Genomic DNA, 15608 nt, shown 5'->3' with positions numbered 1-15608 from the left:
TTGCGCATGTTCATGAGCGAAGTACCACGCCGCTGTCGTCTTCCCACCACACGTAAACCTGGTCACCCCAGGTTGGGCGCTGACCACGGCGTTCGGCGTTGGCGACGAAGGACTGGACGATCTTGCCGCTCGGCAGCTCGACGTAGAACACCGAGTGGCCACCGAGGTAGGCGATGTCGTGCACCTTGCCGCTGGACCAGTTGTATTCGCAGGTCGGCATGTCCGGCGTCACCAGCAGTTTTTCCGGACGGATCGCGTAGGTCACGGATTTGTCCTGCACCGAGGTGCTGATGCCGTGGCCCACGTAGATCTGGCGATCCAGGTCTTTGCAGGTGATGGTCGCATGGCCTTCGGCGTCGTCGATCACTTCACCGTCGAAGATGTTGACGTTGCCGATGAACTCGCAGACCAGGCGGCTGGTCGGGGTTTCGTAGATGTCGATCGGGCTGCCGATCTGGGCGATCCAGCCCAGGTGCATGATCGCGATGCGCTCGGCCATGGTCATGGCCTCTTCCTGGTCGTGGGTCACCATGACGCAGGTTACGCCGACGCGCTCGATGATCTCGACCAGCTCAAGCTGCATTTGCGAACGCAGTTTTTTATCCAGCGCCCCCATCGGTTCGTCGAGCAGCAACAGCTTCGGTCGCTTGGCCAGCGAACGCGCCAGGGCCACCCGCTGACGCTGACCACCGGACAACTGATGCGGTTTGCGCTTGGCGTACTGGGTCATCTGAACCAGCTTGAGCATGTCGGCCACGCGGGCATCGATTTCAGCCGCAGGCAGTTTGTCCTGCTTGAGGCCGAAGGCGATGTTCTGCGCCACGGTCATGTGCGGGAACAGGGCGTACGACTGGAACATCATGTTGATCGGCCGCTCGTAGGGCGGCATGTCGGTGATGTCTACGCCATCGAGGAAAATGCGCCCCTCCGTGGGCCGTTCGAAGCCTGCGAGCATGCGCAGCAACGTGGACTTGCCCGATCCCGAACCGCCGAGCAGGGCGAAAATCTCGCCTTTCTTGATTTCCAGGGACACATCGTCCACGGCAATCGTCTCGTCGAACTTCTTCGTGACCCGGTCGATTTTGACCAGCACCTGTTTAGGTGACTGGTCGCCCTCGAGGGCTTTCTTATAGGCGCCGGAGGCAACTGCCATTTACGAAACTCCCAAAAAAAAGAGTGCAGTTCGCTCAAGGTGAGCCAACCTGGATAGTTTGAGCCCTGAAGCTATTTGCCCGACTTGACCTTGGTCCAGCTGCGGGTCATCAAACGTTGAATGTTTGGTGGTAACTCGACCGACACGTAGGTCTTGTCGAGGACTGCTTGCGGTGGATAAACCGACTCGTCGGTGCGGATGGACTGCTCCATCAATTTGTCCGAGCCAGGGTTGGGGTTCGCATAGCCAACAGAATCACTGACCTGTGCGATCACCTCGGGTTTCAACAAATAGTTGATGAAGGCGTGGGCCTCTTTGACGTTGCCCGAATCCTTCGGAATCGCGAGCATGTCGAACCACAGCGCACCGCCCTCTTTGGGAATGGTGTAGGCGATGTTCACGCCTTTCTTCGCTTCAGCCGCACGGTTGCGGGCCTGGAACATGTCGCCGGAAAAACCGATCGCGATGCAGATATCGCCGTTGGCCAGATCCGCGATGTATTTGGAGGAGTGGAAGTAGGTCACGTAAGGCCGCACCGCCAGCAACTTGGCTTCAGCCTTTTTGTAATCTTCGGGGTTGGTGCTGTTGGCGTTCAGGCCCATGTAGTTGAGGACCGTCGGCATCATTTCATCGGCGGAGTCGAGGAACGCCACGCCGCAACTCTGCAGCTTCTTGATGTTCTCCGGCTCGAACACCGCACTCCAGGAATCGATCTTGTCGACGCCCAGCACAGCCTTGATCTTGTCGACGTTGTAACCGATGCCGTTGGTGCCCCACAGGTAAGGGACGGCGTACAAGTTGCCCGGATCGTTTTGTTCCAGACGCTTGAGCAATACGGGGTCGAGGTTCGAGTAGTTCGGCAACTTCGACTTGTCGAGTTTCTGGAAAGCACCGGCCTTGATCTGCTTGCCGAGGAAGTGGTTCGACGGCACGACCACGTCATAACCGGTACGCCCGGCGAGCAACTTGCCCTCCAGGGTTTCGTTGGAGTCAAAGACGTCATACACCGGTTTGATACCGGTCTCTTTCTGGAAGTCGGCCAGGGTGGTCTCGCCGATGTAGTCCGACCAGTTATAAATATGCACCGTGCCGGCAGCCTGGACACTGACAGCCATCGTCAGTCCGGCACCGGCCAGCAATGCATTGCGCAACAAAGAAAAAATAGGCAAGTGGAGGTCCTCTAAAATTAGTTGGGCCCAAGTTGCCCCGCGTTACATGACAGTCGTAGCTGCCCAGCAACAAAACCGGCGCGCAACTTACCCTCGAAAAACCGTTCCAGCAAAACTTTTATACGGATACCTGTAGGAGCGAGCCTGCTCGCGATGGTCGTCAACGATGACGCTGGGTGCCTGACACCCAGCGGTGCTCTCAGGTTCATCGCGAGCAGGCTCGCTCCTACAGGGGTTTTGCTACTTACTTACCGGATTTGATCTTGGTCCAGCTGCGAGTCAGGATCCGCTGGGTCGCGGCCGGCAAATCGGCAATCGCGTACAGCTTGGCCAGCACATCGGCAGGCGGGTAGACACCCGGATCTTCGGTGATTTCTTTTTCGACCAGAGGAGTGGCCGCCGCGTTACCGTTCGGGAAACGTACCGCGTTGGTGATTTCAGCCATGATTTCCGGCTTTTGCAGGAAGGTCATGAACTTGTAGGCGCCTTCGACGTTTTCGGCATCTTTAGGGATAGCGACCATGTCGTAGAAGCTGCCGGCACCTTCTTTTGGAATGTTGTAGCTGACTTTCACCTTGTCACCGGCTTCGGCGGCGCGCGCTTTGGCCTGGTAGATGTCACCCGAGTAACCCACGGCTACGCAGATGTTGCCGTTGGCCAGGTCGGAGATGTACTTGGACGAGTGGAAGTAGCCAACCGAAGGACGAATCTTCAGGAACAGCGCTTCGGCTTCGGCCAGTTGTTTTTTGTCCTGGCTGTCGGTTGGATAGCCCAGGTAGTGCAACGCCACCGGAATCATCTCGGTTGGCGAATCGAGGAAACTGACGCCACACGATTTCAACTTCGCGATGTTTTCAGGTTTGAACAACAGGTCCCAGGAATTGGTCGGTGCATCGGCGCCCAGTGCAGCCTTGACCTTCTCGGCGTTGAAGCCGATACCGATCGAACCCCACATGTAAGGGAAGGCATGTTCGTTGCCCGGGTCGCTCACCGATACCGCTTTGAGCAGGTCAGTGTTCAGGTTCTTCCAGTTAGGCAGCTTGGACTTGTCCAGCTTCTGGTAAACGCCGGCCTTGATCTGCTTGGCCAGGAAGTTGTTCGACGGTACGACGATGTCGTAACCGGACTTGCCTGCCAGCAACTTGGCTTCCAGGGTTTCGTTACTGTCGAATACGTCGTAAACGACTTTGATGCCGGACTCGGTTTCGAACTTCTTGATGGTGTCCGGAGCGATGTAATCGGACCAGTTATAGACGTGCAACACCTTGTCGTCCGCCTGAACCGCACCCGCCATAATGCCCATCAGGGACATGGCGAGGAGTGTCTTGCCAGCAAGCTTTTTTCCTAATGCCTTCATGCGTAATGCTCCAAATTTTTTCTTTTTTGAACCACTTTGTTCAGCGGCCAAACCCGGGCAACTGGAACCGCGGCTAGTCTGGCAAGATCGGTGGCGGTCTTTCAAGGAAAGGCCGCCGTTTGCGACTGCCCTGAGCGAAAGTTTCATGTCTCCCGCTCAGAGCCTAGCACTTAGCCCTGCAACGCACTCAGGGTCAGGTCCAGGCACTTGCGTGCCTTGGTCACCAGCTCATCGATTTCAGCCTTGGTGATCACCAGTGGTGGAGCAATGATCATGGTGTCGCCGACGGCACGCATGATCAGGCCGTTGTCGAAGCAGAACGTGCGGCAGATCATGCCGACGCCCTTGCCTTCGTAACGCTTGCGCGTGGCCTTGTCCTGAACCAGTTCGATGGCCCCCAACAGCCCCACCCCGCGCACTTCCCCCACCAACGGGTGATCGCTCAGTTCCCGCAAACGTTTCTGCAAGTAAGGTGCCGTTTCTGCATGAACGCGCTCGATAATTTTTTCTTCGCGCAGGATGCGGATGTTTTCCAGCGCCACCGCCGCCGCCACCGGGTGCCCGGAATAGGTGAAACCGTGGTTGAAATCGCCGCCCTCGTTGAGCACCGCCACCACTTCGTCACGCACGATCAGGCCACCCATCGGGATGTAGCCGGACGTCAGGCCTTTGGCGATGGTCATCATGTCGGGTTTGAGGCCGTAGAAATCGGTACCGAACCACTCACCGGTGCGGCCGAAACCACAGATCACTTCGTCCGCCACGAACAGGATGTCGTACTTGGCGAGGATTTCCTTGATGCGCGGCCAGTAGGTGTCTGGCGGAATGATCACGCCACCGGCACCCTGGATCGGCTCGGCAATAAAGGCACCGACGTTATCCACGCCGATTTCCAGAATCTTCTCTTCCAGCTGATTGGCTGCCCACACACCGAACTCTTCCGGCGTCATGTCGCCGCCTTCACTGAACCAGTAAGGCTGGGCGATGTGGACGATGCCCGGGATCGGCAAGTCGCCTTGTTCGTGCATGTACGTCATGCCACCCAGGCTCGCGCCGGCCACGGTGGAACCGTGATAACCGTTCTTGCGGCTGATGATGACTTTCTTCTTCGGCTGGCCCTTGATCGCCCAATAGTGGCGGACCATACGCAGCATGGTGTCGTTGCCTTCGGAGCCGGAACCGGTGAAGAACACATGGTTCATGCCTTCTGGCGCGATGTCGGCAATGGCCTTGGCCAGCTCGAGCACCGGCGGGTGAGCGGTCTGGAAGAACAGGTTGTAGTAAGGCAACTCGCGCATTTGCTTGCTGGCGGCATCAGCCAGTTCATCGCGACCGTAGCCGATCGCTACGCACCACAGGCCGGCCATGCCGTCGAGGATCTTGTTGCCTTCGCTGTCCCAGAGGTAAACGCCCTTGGCGTTGGTGATGATCCGCGGGCCTTTCTCTTTCAGCTGCTTGAAGTCGCTGAACGGGGCCAGGTGGTGATCGTTGCTCAGGGTTTGCCATTCACGGGTTTGCGGGTTGTTGCTGGTCATGCGAACTCTCCTAAGATTTCGGTGAAAGGCGCCGCCAAAAGCAGCGGCGCCCGGCGCATCAGACGGCGAAGAGCAGGAATTCCCGCTCCCAGGAGCTGATCACGCGCTTGAAGTTTTCATGCTCGGCCCGCTTGACCGCGACGTAGCCAGTGATGAATTTCTTGCCCAGGTATTTCTCGATGGTCGCGCTGTTTTCCATGCGATCCAGCGCGTCCTCGATGGTCAGTGGCAGGCGCAGGTTGCGGCGTTCATAGCCGCGCCCCACCACCGGCGCACTTGGGTTCAAGCCTTCGACCATGCCGATGTAACCGCAGAGCAGGCTCGCGGCAATCGCCAGGTACGGGTTGGCATCAGCCCCCGGCAGGCGGTTTTCCACCCGACGGTTTTGCGGCCCGGCATCCGGCACCCGCAGGCCCACGGTGCGGTTCTCTTCGCCCCACTCCACGTTCACCGGCGCCGACGTATCCGGCAGGAAGCGGCGGAACGAGTTGACGTTCGGGGCAAACAGCGGCAACAGCTCGGGGATCAGTTTCTGCAAGCCACCGATGTGATGCAGGAACAACTGGCTCATGGTCCCGTCTTCATTGGAGAAGACGTTTTTGCCGGTCTCGATGTCGATGATGCTCTGGTGCAGGTGCATCGCGCTGCCCGGCTCGCCGGTCATCGGCTTGGCCATGAAAGTGGCGGCCACGTCGTGCTTGAGCGCGGCTTCGCGCATGGTGCGTTTGAACACCAGGATCTGGTCGGCCAGGGACAGGGCATCGCCGTGACGGAAGTTGATTTCCATCTGCGCCGTGCCGTCCTCGTGGATCAGCGTGTCGAGGTCCAGCTCCTGCAGTTCGCACCAGTCGTAGACGTCTTCGAACAGCGGATCGAATTCGTTGGCCGCTTCAATCGAGAACGACTGACGGCCGATTTCCGGGCGCCCCGAGCGACCGATTGGCGGTTGCAGCGGGTAGTCGGGGTCATCGCTACGCTTGGTCAGGTAAAACTCCATCTCCGGCGCCACGATTGGCTGCCAGCCCTTGTCGGAATAGAGCTTCAGAACCTTTTTTAGCACGTTGCGCGGCGACAGCTCGATCGGGTTGCCTTGCTTGTCATAAGTGTCGTGGATCACCTGGGCGGTCGGCTCGATGGCCCATGGCACCAGGAACACTGCATTCGAGTCGGGACGGCAGATCATGTCGATGTCGGCCGGGTCGAGCAGTTCGTAATAGATGTCGTCTTCGACATAGTCGCCGGTCACGGTCTGCAACAGAACGCTCTCGGGCAGGCGCATGCCTTTTTCAGCAATGAACTTGTTGGTCGGCGAAATCTTGCCCCGGGTGATCCCGGTCAAGTCGGCGATCATGCATTCGACTTCTGTGATCTTGTGGTCTTTCAACCAATCGGTGAGCTGGTCGAGGTTGTTACTCATAAATGCCTCTTAGGCTGAGTTTCCTGACTCTTATAAGTCAGGCGTTGTTTGACGCACGGGCGTCGCTTGGTACAGATTGCCACTGCAATTGCCGCGCACAAATACCTGCCTCGACGACGGCATGGGTGAACGGGAACAATGCAAGGCGTGCAGAATCATGAGCGATGACCGACACGTTGGTCGGGCCAGCCAGGTAAAACGGTTCTATATTGGAAGGACAACCCGTAAAGAGAATGTCGCGCAGACCGTCCAGAATATCGGACGGAACCAGCCAGTTTGCCGGGGAAGGAAGAGTCGACGGCACGCCTTTGGCAACACGGGCCCTGGCGTGAGCGTAACGATCGCCACTGATGTGATAAGCATGCAGACCGATCTGCGTAGAGCAGACGGCGACGCCGATTAACGGCAGGCGAGACATGAAGCACCCCGGTATTATTGCTGTTATGGGTTTGAATCGAGCTTAGCCTTGTTCATTTTTTTACACAACACCCCCGTAAAAAATACAACACGGCCCGCTCAAGCCCGCGGACGGCAAAGCATTCAAAGGCATAAAAACGCCCCAAAGTGCCTCAAAAAAGCCTCATGGGCGCTTTTTTAGGGCAAAAAAGGCCTCGCTTGACTTCGGCATGCCGTTCGGGTTGACTGGAATCCGAAGAGATCAATGATTGATATTTTTAACAACAAAGGTGTTGCATCATGTCGGTACCCCCGCGTGCCGTTCAGCTTAACGAAGCGAACGCGTTCCTTAAGGAACATCCTGAGGTTCTGTACGTTGACCTTCTGATTGCGGATATGAATGGTGTGGTGCGCGGCAAGCGCATTGAACGCACCAGCCTCCACAAGGTTTACGAGAAAGGCATCAACCTGCCGGCCTCTCTATTTGCTCTGGATATCAACGGCTCGACGGTGGAAAGCACCGGCCTGGGCCTGGACATCGGCGATGCTGACCGAATCTGCTATCCAATCCCCGACACCCTGTGCAATGAGCCCTGGCAGAAGCGCCCTACCGCGCAACTGTTGATGACCATGCACGAACTCGAAGGCGAGCCATTCTTCGCCGACCCGCGCGAAGTGTTGGCCAACGTGGTGCGCAAGTTCGACGAAATGGGCCTGACCATCTGCGCCGCGTTCGAGCTGGAGTTCTACCTGATCGACCAGGAGAACGTGAACGGCCGTCCGCAACCACCTCGCTCGCCGGTTTCCGGTAAACGCCCGCACTCGACACAGGTCTACCTGATCGACGACCTCGACGAATACGTCGACTGCCTCCAGGACATTCTGGAAGGTGCAAAAGAGCAAGGCATCCCGGCCGACGCCATCGTCAAGGAAAGTGCCCCGGCGCAGTTCGAAGTGAACCTGCACCACGTGGCCGACCCGATCAAGGCTTGCGACTACGCGGTCCTGCTCAAGCGCCTGATCAAGAACATCGCCTACGACCATGAGATGGACACCACCTTCATGGCCAAGCCTTACCCGGGCCAGGCGGGCAACGGTCTGCACGTCCACATTTCGATTCTTGATAAAGACGGCAAAAACATTTTTGCCAGCGAGGATCCCGAGCAGAACGCCGCACTGCGTCACGCGATCGGCGGTGTGCTCGAGACCCTACCGGCGCAGATGGCTTTCCTCTGCCCGAACGTCAACTCCTACCGTCGTTTCGGCGCGCAGTTCTATGTGCCGAACTCGCCGTGCTGGGGCCTGGACAACCGCACCGTAGCGATTCGCGTACCCACCGGCGCCGCCGATGCCGTGCGCATCGAACACCGTGTAGCCGGCGCCGACGCCAACCCGTACCTGCTGATGGCTTCGGTCCTGGCGGGCGTGCACCACGGCCTGACCAACAAGATCGAGCCGGGCGCACCCGTGGAAGGCAACTCCTACGAGCAGAACGAGCAAAGCCTGCCGAACAACCTGCGCGACGCATTGCGCGAGCTGGACGACAGCGAAGTCATGGCCAAGTACATCGATCCGAAATACATCGATATCTTCGTGGCCTGCAAGGAAAGTGAGCTGGAGGAGTTTGAACACTCCATCTCCGACCTTGAGTACAACTGGTATCTGCATACCGTTTAAGCGGTTGCAGTAAAAGGAACGCCGCAGGCTGACAAAGCTTGCGGCGTTTTTTTATGGCCGCCTGCGGCGGTTCGCGGGCAAGCCTCGCTCCTACAGGGATCTACGTTTCCTCTGTAGGAGCGAGGCTTGCCCGCGAAGGCGGCCGACAAGACAACATCAAACCCTGCTCGTACAATGCCCGCTGCCCCGCAGGAGACTTCAATGACCCGACTCGCCACCCCACGCAAACCCCGCGCCCGCAGCCAGGCCCGGATCGATTCGATACTCGATGCCGCCCGCACGCTGCTGGCCGCCGAGGGCGTGGCCAGTCTGTCGATCTACAGCGTTGCCGAACGCGCGGAAATCCCGCCCTCCTCGGTCTACCACTTTTTCGCCAGCGTCCCGGCCCTGCTCGAAGCGCTGACCGCCGACGTCCACGCGGCTTTTCGCGCCTGCCTGCAAGCGCCCATCGACCACGATGCGCTCAACGGCTGGCGCGACCTGTCGCGGCTGGTGGAACAACGCATGCTCGACATCTACGACGAAGACGCCGCCGCTCGCCAATTGATCCTCGCGCAGCATGGCCTGACCGAAGTCACCCAGGCCGACCGTCAGCACGACATTGAGCTGGGCGACCTGATGCACAAGCTGTTCGATCATCATTTCGAACTGCCTAAATTGCCGACTGACGTTGATGTGTTTGCGCTGGCCATGGAGCTGGGTGATCGGGTGTATGCGCGGTCGGTGCAGCAGCATGGGCAGATCACGCCGCGCATGGCCGAGGAAGGGATGCGGGTGTTTGATGCGTATCTGGGGCTGTATTTGCCGCCGTATTTGCCGAAGCGCGCTATTCCTGCCTGATTATTTTTCAGCTGCACCGGCCTCATCGCGAGCAAGCCCGCTCCCACATTTTGGAATACATTCCCCCTGTGGGAGCGGGCTTGCTCGCGAAGGCCGCGCCGCCGACCTCACTGAATCTCGCGCATAAAAAACCCCGAAGGGCTCACGCCCTCCGGGGTCGGGTGCAGTGCACGCGATCACAACTTGGCGATCGACACCTCGGTGGATTTCACAAACGCGATCACTTCACTGCCGACCACCAGTTCCAGCTCTTTCACCGAGCGGGTGGTGATCACCGACGTGACGATGCCGGAAGCGGTTTGCACGTCGATTTCCGACAGCACGTCACCCAGTACGATTTCCTTGATCGAGCCTTTGAACTGGTTACGAACGTTGATGGCTTTGATAGTCATGATGTTGATTCCTGTCGTTGAATGAGGCTTGAGTTATTGAGCCCAGCGCAATTGCGTAGGCAAGGGTGAAACAGGTTCCGGTTCCGGCGGCTGGCCGGGCAGCGCGAGGACGCGATTGAGGACTTCGGTTTCCAGCGCCGCCAGCCGATGCGAACCCCGAACCCGAGGGCGCGGCAGTTCCACGTGCAGGTCGAGGCCGACTTCGCCCTCTTCGATCAGGATCACCCGATCGGCAATCGCCACCGCTTCACTGACGTCGTGGGTCACCAGCAACACGGTGAAACCGTGCTTCTGCCAGAGCCGTTCGATCAGTTGCTGCATTTCGATCCGGGTCAGGGCATCCAGCGCGCCCAGCGGTTCGTCCAGCAACAGCAGGCGCGGTTGATGAATCAGCGCGCGGGCCAGGGCCACACGCTGCTTCTGCCCGCCGGACAAGGCCGCCGGCCATTCATTGGCGCGGTCCGCCAGACCCACCGACTCCAACGCTTCCAGCGCTTGTGGCCGCCAGTTGCCCGAGAGCCCGAGGCCGACGTTGTCGATGACCTTTTTCCACGGCAGCAGACGTGCTTCCTGGAACATCAACCGGGTATCTTCCCGTGCGTCACTCAGCGGTGCGGAACCGGCGAGCAACTCGCCGCCAGTCGGCTTATCGAGGCCGGCGAGCAACCGCAGCAAGGTACTTTTGCCGCAACCACTGCGCCCCACCACGGCGACGAATTGGCCGGCCGGAATGTGCAGATCGATCTCGCGCAGCACCTGCCGCGAACCGAAGGTTTTTTGCAGCTTGCGCACCACCAGCGGAATCCCGCGCAGCAGGCGTGGAGGTTGTTGAGCGGTCATGCGGCACCTCCTTTGGCAACTTGATAAGCCGGATGCCAGCGCAGCCACACACGTTCAAGTCCACGAGCCGCGAGGTCGGCCAGTTTGCCGAGCACCGCGTACATCAGGATCGCGAGCACCACCACGTCGGTCTGCAAAAACTCCCGGGCGTTCATTGCCAGGTAGCCAATGCCGGAGCTCGCGGAAATGGTTTCAGCAACGATCAAGGTCAGCCACATGAAGCCCAGCGCAAAACGCACGCCGACCAGAATCGAAGGCAATGCACCCGGCAGAATCACCTGACGGAACAGACTGAAACCGGACAAACCGTAGCTGCGCGCCATCTCCACCAGCGCCGGGTCGACGTTGCGAATGCCGTGGTAGGTGTTGAGGTAGATCGGGAACAAGGTGCCCAACGCCACCAGGAAAATCTTCGCCGACTCATCGATGCCGAACCACAGGATCACCAGCGGAATCAGCGCCAGATGTGGCACGTTGCGGATCATCTGCACCGAACTGTCGAGCAGGCGCTCGCCCCATTTCGACAGGCCGGTAATGAAGCCCAGCGCCAGGCCGATGCCGCCACCGATGGTGAAGCCCAGCGCCGCACGCCAGCCGCTGATGGCCAGGTGCGTCCAGATTTCACCGCTGCGCACCAAGCTCACACCGGCTTCGATCACGGCGATCGGCGCCGGCAGAATCCGTGTCGACAACCAGCCCGCCGACACCGACAACTGCCACACCGCCAACAGCAAAATCGGCAACGCCCAGGGCGCCAAGTTGTGGATGATTCTCTTCATGGCGCGCCTCAGCTCTGGGACGCAGCTTTGGGAAGAATGTCGTTGGCGACCATCTCGCCGAACGGGCTGACGTAACCGGCGCTTTTCGGCAATTCCGGACGCTCGATGTCCAGGTGCGGGAACAGCAACTCGGCGACGCGGTACGACTCTTCCAGGTGTGGATAACCGGAGAAGATGAAGGTATCGATGCCCAAGTCCGCGTATTCCTTCACGCGGGCGGCCACGGTCGGACCGTCGCCGACCAGTGCAGTACCGGCACCGCCACGCACCAGGCCGACACCGGCCCACAGGTTAGGGCTGACTTCCAGGTTGTCGCGGCTGCCGCCATGCAGCGCCGCCATGCGTTGCTGGCCCACGGAATCGAAGCGCGCCAGGGAAGCCTGGGCACGGGCAATGGTGTCGTCGTCCAGGTGCGAGATCAGTCGGTCCGCCGCTTGCCAGGCTTCGGCATTGGTTTCACGGACGATTACGTGCAAGCGAATACCGAAGCGCACCGTGCGGCCAAGCTTCGCGGCTTTGGCGCGAACCTGTTCGATCTTCTCGGCCACGGCGGCCGGCGGTTCGCCCCAGGTCAGGACCATTTCCACTTGCTCGGCGGCCAGGTCTTGCGCGGCTTCCGACGAGCCACCGAAGTACAGCGGCGGACGCGGTTGCTGGATCGGCGGATAGAGCAACTTGGCGCCTTTCACGCTGATGTGCTGACCGTCGTAATCGACGGTTTCGCCTTCCAGCACGCGACGCCAGATGCGGGTGAATTCCACCGAAGCCTGATAGCGCTCTTCGTGGGTCAGGAACAAACCATCGCCGGCCAATTCTTCCGGATCACCGCCGGTCACCAGGTTGAACAGCGCGCGACCGCCGGACAGACGATCCAGTGTCGCGGCCTGACGCGCAGCCACCGTCGGGGAAATGATCCCGGGGCGCAGGGCGACAAGGAATTTCAAACGCTGGGTCACCGGGATCAGCGACGCGGCCACCAGCCACGAGTCTTCGCACGAGCGGCCAGTGGGAATCAGCACCCCGCCGAAGCCCAGGCGATCCGCCGCTTGCGCGACTTGTTGCAGGTAACCGTGGTCAACGGCGCGAGCGCCTTCGGCGGTGCCAAGGTAATGGCCGTCGCCGTGGGTAGGCAGGAACCAGAAGATATTGAGGCTCATGGAGTGGTCTCCTTGGGGAATCGAATTACTGCGCTTTGGCAACGGCTGCCGGCGGCGTCCAGATCACGTCTTTGATGCTGAGCGGCTTCGGAATCAGCTTGAGCTGGTAGAAGCTGTCGGCGATTTTCTGTTGCGCAGCGACCACTTCCGGGGTCAGGAACAACGCGCCGTAGCCCTGGCGTTTCACCGAGGTCAGGGTGATGTCTTCCGGCAAGCCGAGCAGTGGCGAGACCTGCTTGGTCACGTCTTCAGGATTGGCCTTGGACCATTCGCCGACGGCGCGCACTTCTTCCACGAGGGTCTTGATCACCTCAGGATTTTTCTGTGCGTAAGGCTTGGTCGCCAGGTAGAACTGATGGTTGTCGACGATGCCCTTGCCATCGCGCAGGGTGTGCGCTTGCAGCTGCTTCTCGGCGGCGGCCTGGTACGGGTCCCAGATGACCCAGGCATCGACACTGCCACGCTCGAACGCGGCGCGGGCATCGGCCGGCGGCAGGAAGACGGTCTGGATGTCGGTGTATTTGAGGCCAGCGTCTTCGAGCGCGCGGACCAACAGGTAGTGAACGTTGGAGCCTTTGTTGAGCACGACTTTCTTGCCCTTGAGGTCCTTCACCGATTTGATCGGCGAGTCCTTCGGCACCAGGATCGCTTCGCTGTGCGGCGCAGGCGGTTCGTAGGCGACGTAGAGCAGATCGGCGCCCGCCGCTTGAGCGAAGACCGGAGGCGTTTCGCCGGTGACACCGAAGTCGATGGAGCCGACGTTCAGGCCTTCAAGCAGCTGCGGGCCGCCGGGGAATTCAGTCCATTGCACATCGACGCCTTGGGCGGCGAGGCGTTTTTCCAGGGTGCCTTTGGCTTTGAGCAGCACCAGGGTGCCGTACTTTTGATAGCCGATCCGCAGGGTTTCAGCTTGTGCTTGAGTAATGGCGCCGAAGGTTACAGCCGCAGCAAACAGAGCGACCAGACCACGACGCAAAATGACAGTGCGCATAGCGCTCTCCTTTTTGCAGTTGGGTTTTGGCTGCACCTGCTTAACCGTTGACGGCTGAGTAAGGTGAGTACATCAAGTCAGGGTGAGGCTTAAATGCTCCAGCGAGCACTCAACAAACGATCATTCAGCAGGTTCGGATCGATCGGCTTGGGCCGTCGGGCCATGGCGCTGAAGAACAGCTCCAGCGATTCATTCAGTCGTTGTTCCAGCTCCGGCGCCAGTTGCGCCTGGGCGCTGCCTTCGCCGTAAGCGATCTGGCTGTCCACGGCGAAAATCCCGTGGAGCATTTCCTGGGCTTTCAATGCCGACAGCACTGGCTTGAGTGCGTAGTCCACCGCCAGCATGTGAGCGATGCTGCCGCCGGTGGCCATGGGCAAAACCACTTTGTGCGCCAGGGCACGTTCGGGCAGCAGGTCCAGCACGGTTTTCAGAGCGCCGGAAAACGACGCTTTGTACACCGGGGTGGCGATCAGCAGGCCATCGGCGTTTTCAATCTGTTGCAACAGGTCGATCACCTTGGGGCTGTCGAACCGTGCGTGCAGCAAGTCTTCGGCCGGGAAGTCCCGTACCTGATAACTCACCACTTCCACACCTTGCTCTTGCAACCAGCGTTGAGAGCGCTCCAGCAGCACCCCGGAACGGGAGCGTTGGCTGGGACTGCCACCGAGTGAGACGACCAGCATTCAGACGATTCCTTGAACGGTGCAGGCGATTCGCAGTGGGCGATCTCGCTTCGATGGAGAGACCTTAACAGGTGATTTATATATCTTTAAATCATATTTATTCATTTGGTTATTCAATGTAGTTCTATACGAAACCGCTTTCTCCGGGCAAAAAAATGGGCCGTATAAACGGCCCGAAATTCCCCTGCTATATGGATTTGCACAGCCCTTGTAGGAGCGAGCGATGCGGCGACCCGACTTGCCCGCGAAGAGGCCATGACTCCAACATTGATGTTGGCTTTGACGACGCCTTCGCGGGCAAGCCTCGCTCCTACAGGGACGTCGATCAACGATTAGGCTGTGGCGTCAGGCGCAAATACGGCTTCACCGCGCGATAACCCTTTGGAAAGCGCTTCTTGATTTCCTCTGGATCCTGAAGCGACGGCACGATCACCACTTCTTCACCGTCCTTCCAGTTGGCCGGTGTGGCCACCTTGTAGTTGTCGGTGAGTTGCAGCGAGTCGATCACCCGCAGGATTTCATGGAAGTTGCGGCCGGTGCTCGCCGGGTAGGTGATGGTCAGGCGAACCTTTTTGTTCGGGTCGATCACGAACAGCGAACGCACGGTCAGGGTATCGTTGGCGTTTGGGTGAATCAGGTCGTACAGGTCCGATACCTTGCGATCAGCGTCGGCCAGGATCGGGAAGTTGACGATCGTGTTCTGGGTTTCGTTGATGTCCTCGATCCACTTGTGGTGCGAGTCCACCGGGTCTACCGACAACGCGATGGCCTTGACCCCGCGCTGGGTGAATTCATCCTTGAGCTTGGCGGTGAAGCCCAGCTCGGTGGTGCACACCGGGGTGAAATCCGCCGGGTGGGAAAACAGCACGCCCCAGCTATCGCCCAGCCATTCATGGAAACGGATGGTGCCGGCGCTGGAATCCTGTTCGAAGTCGGGTGCGATGTCGCCGAGTCTGATGCTCATGGTGGGCTCCTGATGAGTAGGTGTAGAACTCAACTGTAGCTCGTGTTGGGGAGTTTATAAAAAGAATAAATAAAGCCATTATTAGACTCTAAAAGAATATTAAATATCTGTTCACTGGACCTGCAAAGTCATCGCGACGACTATCGCGTCCAAGGTTCGAGAAGGCCTTGAGTCGCTGCAAAAGAGGGAACGTTTCGGGACGGGATTACGGGGGTGACCCCGCCCCGAAAACGCAAAAGCCCCGCCCGGCGTGATGCC

General features: G+C 59.2%; 14 protein-coding genes and 1 pseudogene. 2 read left to right on the top strand and 13 right to left on the bottom strand.

The window, feature by feature from the left end:
- Window positions 1-10: 10 nt before the first annotated feature.
- The 6 genes and pseudogenes from ACM6IO_RS08830 to ACM6IO_RS08805 form a co-directional block, all read right to left on the bottom strand.
- Window positions 11-1153 (bottom strand): ABC transporter ATP-binding protein, encoded by a 1143-nt coding sequence (locus ACM6IO_RS08830; RefSeq protein WP_008026038.1) that lies wholly within the window; start codon window positions 1151-1153, stop codon window positions 11-13.
- A 71-nt stretch (window positions 1154-1224) separates the two neighbouring features.
- The gene (locus ACM6IO_RS08825) at window positions 1225-2322 is read right to left on the bottom strand and encodes a polyamine ABC transporter substrate-binding protein (RefSeq protein WP_008026036.1); all 1098 of its coding nucleotides are present in this window, start codon (window positions 2320-2322) and stop codon (window positions 1225-1227) included.
- Window positions 2323-2566: 244 nt separating this feature from the next.
- Entirely contained in the window at window positions 2567-3679 is a 1113-nt protein-coding gene (locus ACM6IO_RS08820; protein WP_008026034.1) for a polyamine ABC transporter substrate-binding protein, read from the bottom strand.
- Between the two features lie 170 nt (window positions 3680-3849).
- A complete protein-coding gene (locus ACM6IO_RS08815; RefSeq protein WP_008026032.1) occupies window positions 3850-5214 on the bottom strand; it encodes an aspartate aminotransferase family protein in 1365 nt (454 codons plus the stop codon).
- 58 nt (window positions 5215-5272) lie between these two features.
- The gene (locus ACM6IO_RS08810) at window positions 5273-6631 is read right to left on the bottom strand and encodes a glutamine synthetase family protein (protein WP_008026030.1); all 1359 of its coding nucleotides are present in this window, start codon (window positions 6629-6631) and stop codon (window positions 5273-5275) included.
- 100 nt (window positions 6632-6731) lie between these two features.
- A pseudogene (locus ACM6IO_RS08805) lies at window positions 6732-7049 on the bottom strand (gamma-glutamyl-gamma-aminobutyrate hydrolase family protein); the annotation flags it as partial.
- 278 nt (window positions 7050-7327) lie between these two features.
- On the opposite strand from ACM6IO_RS08805, the gene ACM6IO_RS08800 reads away from it, so the two are divergent.
- Both ACM6IO_RS08800 and ACM6IO_RS08795 read left to right on the top strand, forming a co-directional pair.
- Complete coding sequence (locus tag ACM6IO_RS08800; protein WP_008026026.1) at window positions 7328-8704, top strand: glutamine synthetase family protein; 1377 nt, start codon at window positions 7328-7330, stop codon at window positions 8702-8704.
- Between the two features lie 201 nt (window positions 8705-8905).
- Complete coding sequence (locus ACM6IO_RS08795) at window positions 8906-9544, top strand: TetR/AcrR family transcriptional regulator (RefSeq protein ID WP_008040751.1); 639 nt, start codon at window positions 8906-8908, stop codon at window positions 9542-9544.
- Between the two features lie 176 nt (window positions 9545-9720).
- Here the strand turns inward: ACM6IO_RS08795 and ACM6IO_RS08790 are convergent, their stop codons facing one another.
- The 7 genes from ACM6IO_RS08790 to ACM6IO_RS08760 all read right to left on the bottom strand — a co-directional run bounded on the left by ACM6IO_RS08790 (window position 9721) and on the right by ACM6IO_RS08760 (window position 15350).
- Complete coding sequence (locus ACM6IO_RS08790) at window positions 9721-9936, bottom strand: TOBE domain-containing protein (RefSeq protein ID WP_003229256.1); 216 nt, start codon at window positions 9934-9936, stop codon at window positions 9721-9723.
- Window positions 9937-9969: 33 nt separating this feature from the next.
- A complete protein-coding gene (ssuB, locus tag ACM6IO_RS08785; RefSeq protein WP_008040746.1) occupies window positions 9970-10776 on the bottom strand; it encodes an aliphatic sulfonates ABC transporter ATP-binding protein in 807 nt (268 codons plus the stop codon).
- Entirely contained in the window at window positions 10773-11555 is a 783-nt protein-coding gene (gene ssuC / locus ACM6IO_RS08780; RefSeq protein WP_192227512.1) for an aliphatic sulfonate ABC transporter permease SsuC, read from the bottom strand. The genes ssuB and ssuC overlap by 4 nt, the downstream gene beginning before the upstream one ends.
- Window positions 11556-11563: 8 nt before the next feature.
- Window positions 11564-12712 (bottom strand): FMNH2-dependent alkanesulfonate monooxygenase, encoded by a 1149-nt coding sequence (ssuD, locus tag ACM6IO_RS08775; protein ID WP_008026018.1) that lies wholly within the window; start codon window positions 12710-12712, stop codon window positions 11564-11566.
- 25 nt (window positions 12713-12737) lie between these two features.
- Window positions 12738-13703 carry a sulfonate ABC transporter substrate-binding protein gene (locus ACM6IO_RS08770; RefSeq protein ID WP_008026015.1) on the bottom strand — a complete coding sequence of 322 codons (966 nt, stop codon included), beginning with the start codon at window positions 13701-13703 and terminating at the stop codon, window positions 12738-12740.
- Window positions 13704-13792: 89 nt separating this feature from the next.
- Window positions 13793-14386 carry an NADPH-dependent FMN reductase gene (ssuE, locus tag ACM6IO_RS08765; RefSeq protein WP_008026012.1) on the bottom strand — a complete coding sequence of 198 codons (594 nt, stop codon included), beginning with the start codon at window positions 14384-14386 and terminating at the stop codon, window positions 13793-13795.
- A 325-nt stretch (window positions 14387-14711) separates the two neighbouring features.
- On the bottom strand, window positions 14712-15350 hold the full coding sequence (locus ACM6IO_RS08760; RefSeq protein WP_008026010.1) for a peroxiredoxin: 639 nt from the start codon (window positions 15348-15350) through the stop codon (window positions 14712-14714).
- Window positions 15351-15608: the final 258 nt, after the last annotated feature.

The organism is Pseudomonas sp. IT-P44, from assembly GCF_949768225.1.
Classification (GTDB): Bacteria; Pseudomonadota; Gammaproteobacteria; order Pseudomonadales; family Pseudomonadaceae; genus Aquipseudomonas; species Aquipseudomonas migulae.
This window is presented reverse-complemented; position numbering and strand designations above follow the sequence as displayed.

What these genes read in the sequence shown, in the direction of transcription:
- ssuD (WP_008026018.1), bottom strand. Translation starts at nt 12,712, where the DNA reads ATGAGCCTCAATATCTTCTGGTTCCTGCCTACCCACGGCGACGGCCAT.
- ACM6IO_RS08810 (WP_008026030.1), bottom strand. Translation starts at nt 6,631, where the DNA reads ATGAGTAACAACCTCGACCAGCTCACCGATTGGTTGAAAGACCACAAG.
- ACM6IO_RS08815 (WP_008026032.1), bottom strand. Translation starts at nt 5,214, where the DNA reads ATGACCAGCAACAACCCGCAAACCCGTGAATGGCAAACCCTGAGCAAC.
- ACM6IO_RS08800 (WP_008026026.1), top strand. Translation starts at nt 7,328, where the DNA reads ATGTCGGTACCCCCGCGTGCCGTTCAGCTTAACGAAGCGAACGCGTTC.
- ACM6IO_RS08830 (WP_008026038.1), bottom strand. Translation starts at nt 1,153, where the DNA reads ATGGCAGTTGCCTCCGGCGCCTATAAGAAAGCCCTCGAGGGCGACCAG.
- ACM6IO_RS08790 (WP_003229256.1), bottom strand. Translation starts at nt 9,936, where the DNA reads ATGACTATCAAAGCCATCAACGTTCGTAACCAGTTCAAAGGCTCGATC.
- ACM6IO_RS08760 (WP_008026010.1), bottom strand. Translation starts at nt 15,350, where the DNA reads ATGAGCATCAGACTCGGCGACATCGCACCCGACTTCGAACAGGATTCC.
- ssuE (WP_008026012.1), bottom strand. Translation starts at nt 14,386, where the DNA reads ATGCTGGTCGTCTCACTCGGTGGCAGTCCCAGCCAACGCTCCCGTTCC.
- ACM6IO_RS08795 (WP_008040751.1), top strand. Translation starts at nt 8,906, where the DNA reads ATGACCCGACTCGCCACCCCACGCAAACCCCGCGCCCGCAGCCAGGCC.
- ACM6IO_RS08770 (WP_008026015.1), bottom strand. Translation starts at nt 13,703, where the DNA reads ATGCGCACTGTCATTTTGCGTCGTGGTCTGGTCGCTCTGTTTGCTGCG.
- ssuC (WP_192227512.1), bottom strand. Translation starts at nt 11,555, where the DNA reads ATGAAGAGAATCATCCACAACTTGGCGCCCTGGGCGTTGCCGATTTTG.
- ssuB (WP_008040746.1), bottom strand. Translation starts at nt 10,776, where the DNA reads ATGACCGCTCAACAACCTCCACGCCTGCTGCGCGGGATTCCGCTGGTG.
- ACM6IO_RS08820 (WP_008026034.1), bottom strand. Translation starts at nt 3,679, where the DNA reads ATGAAGGCATTAGGAAAAAAGCTTGCTGGCAAGACACTCCTCGCCATG.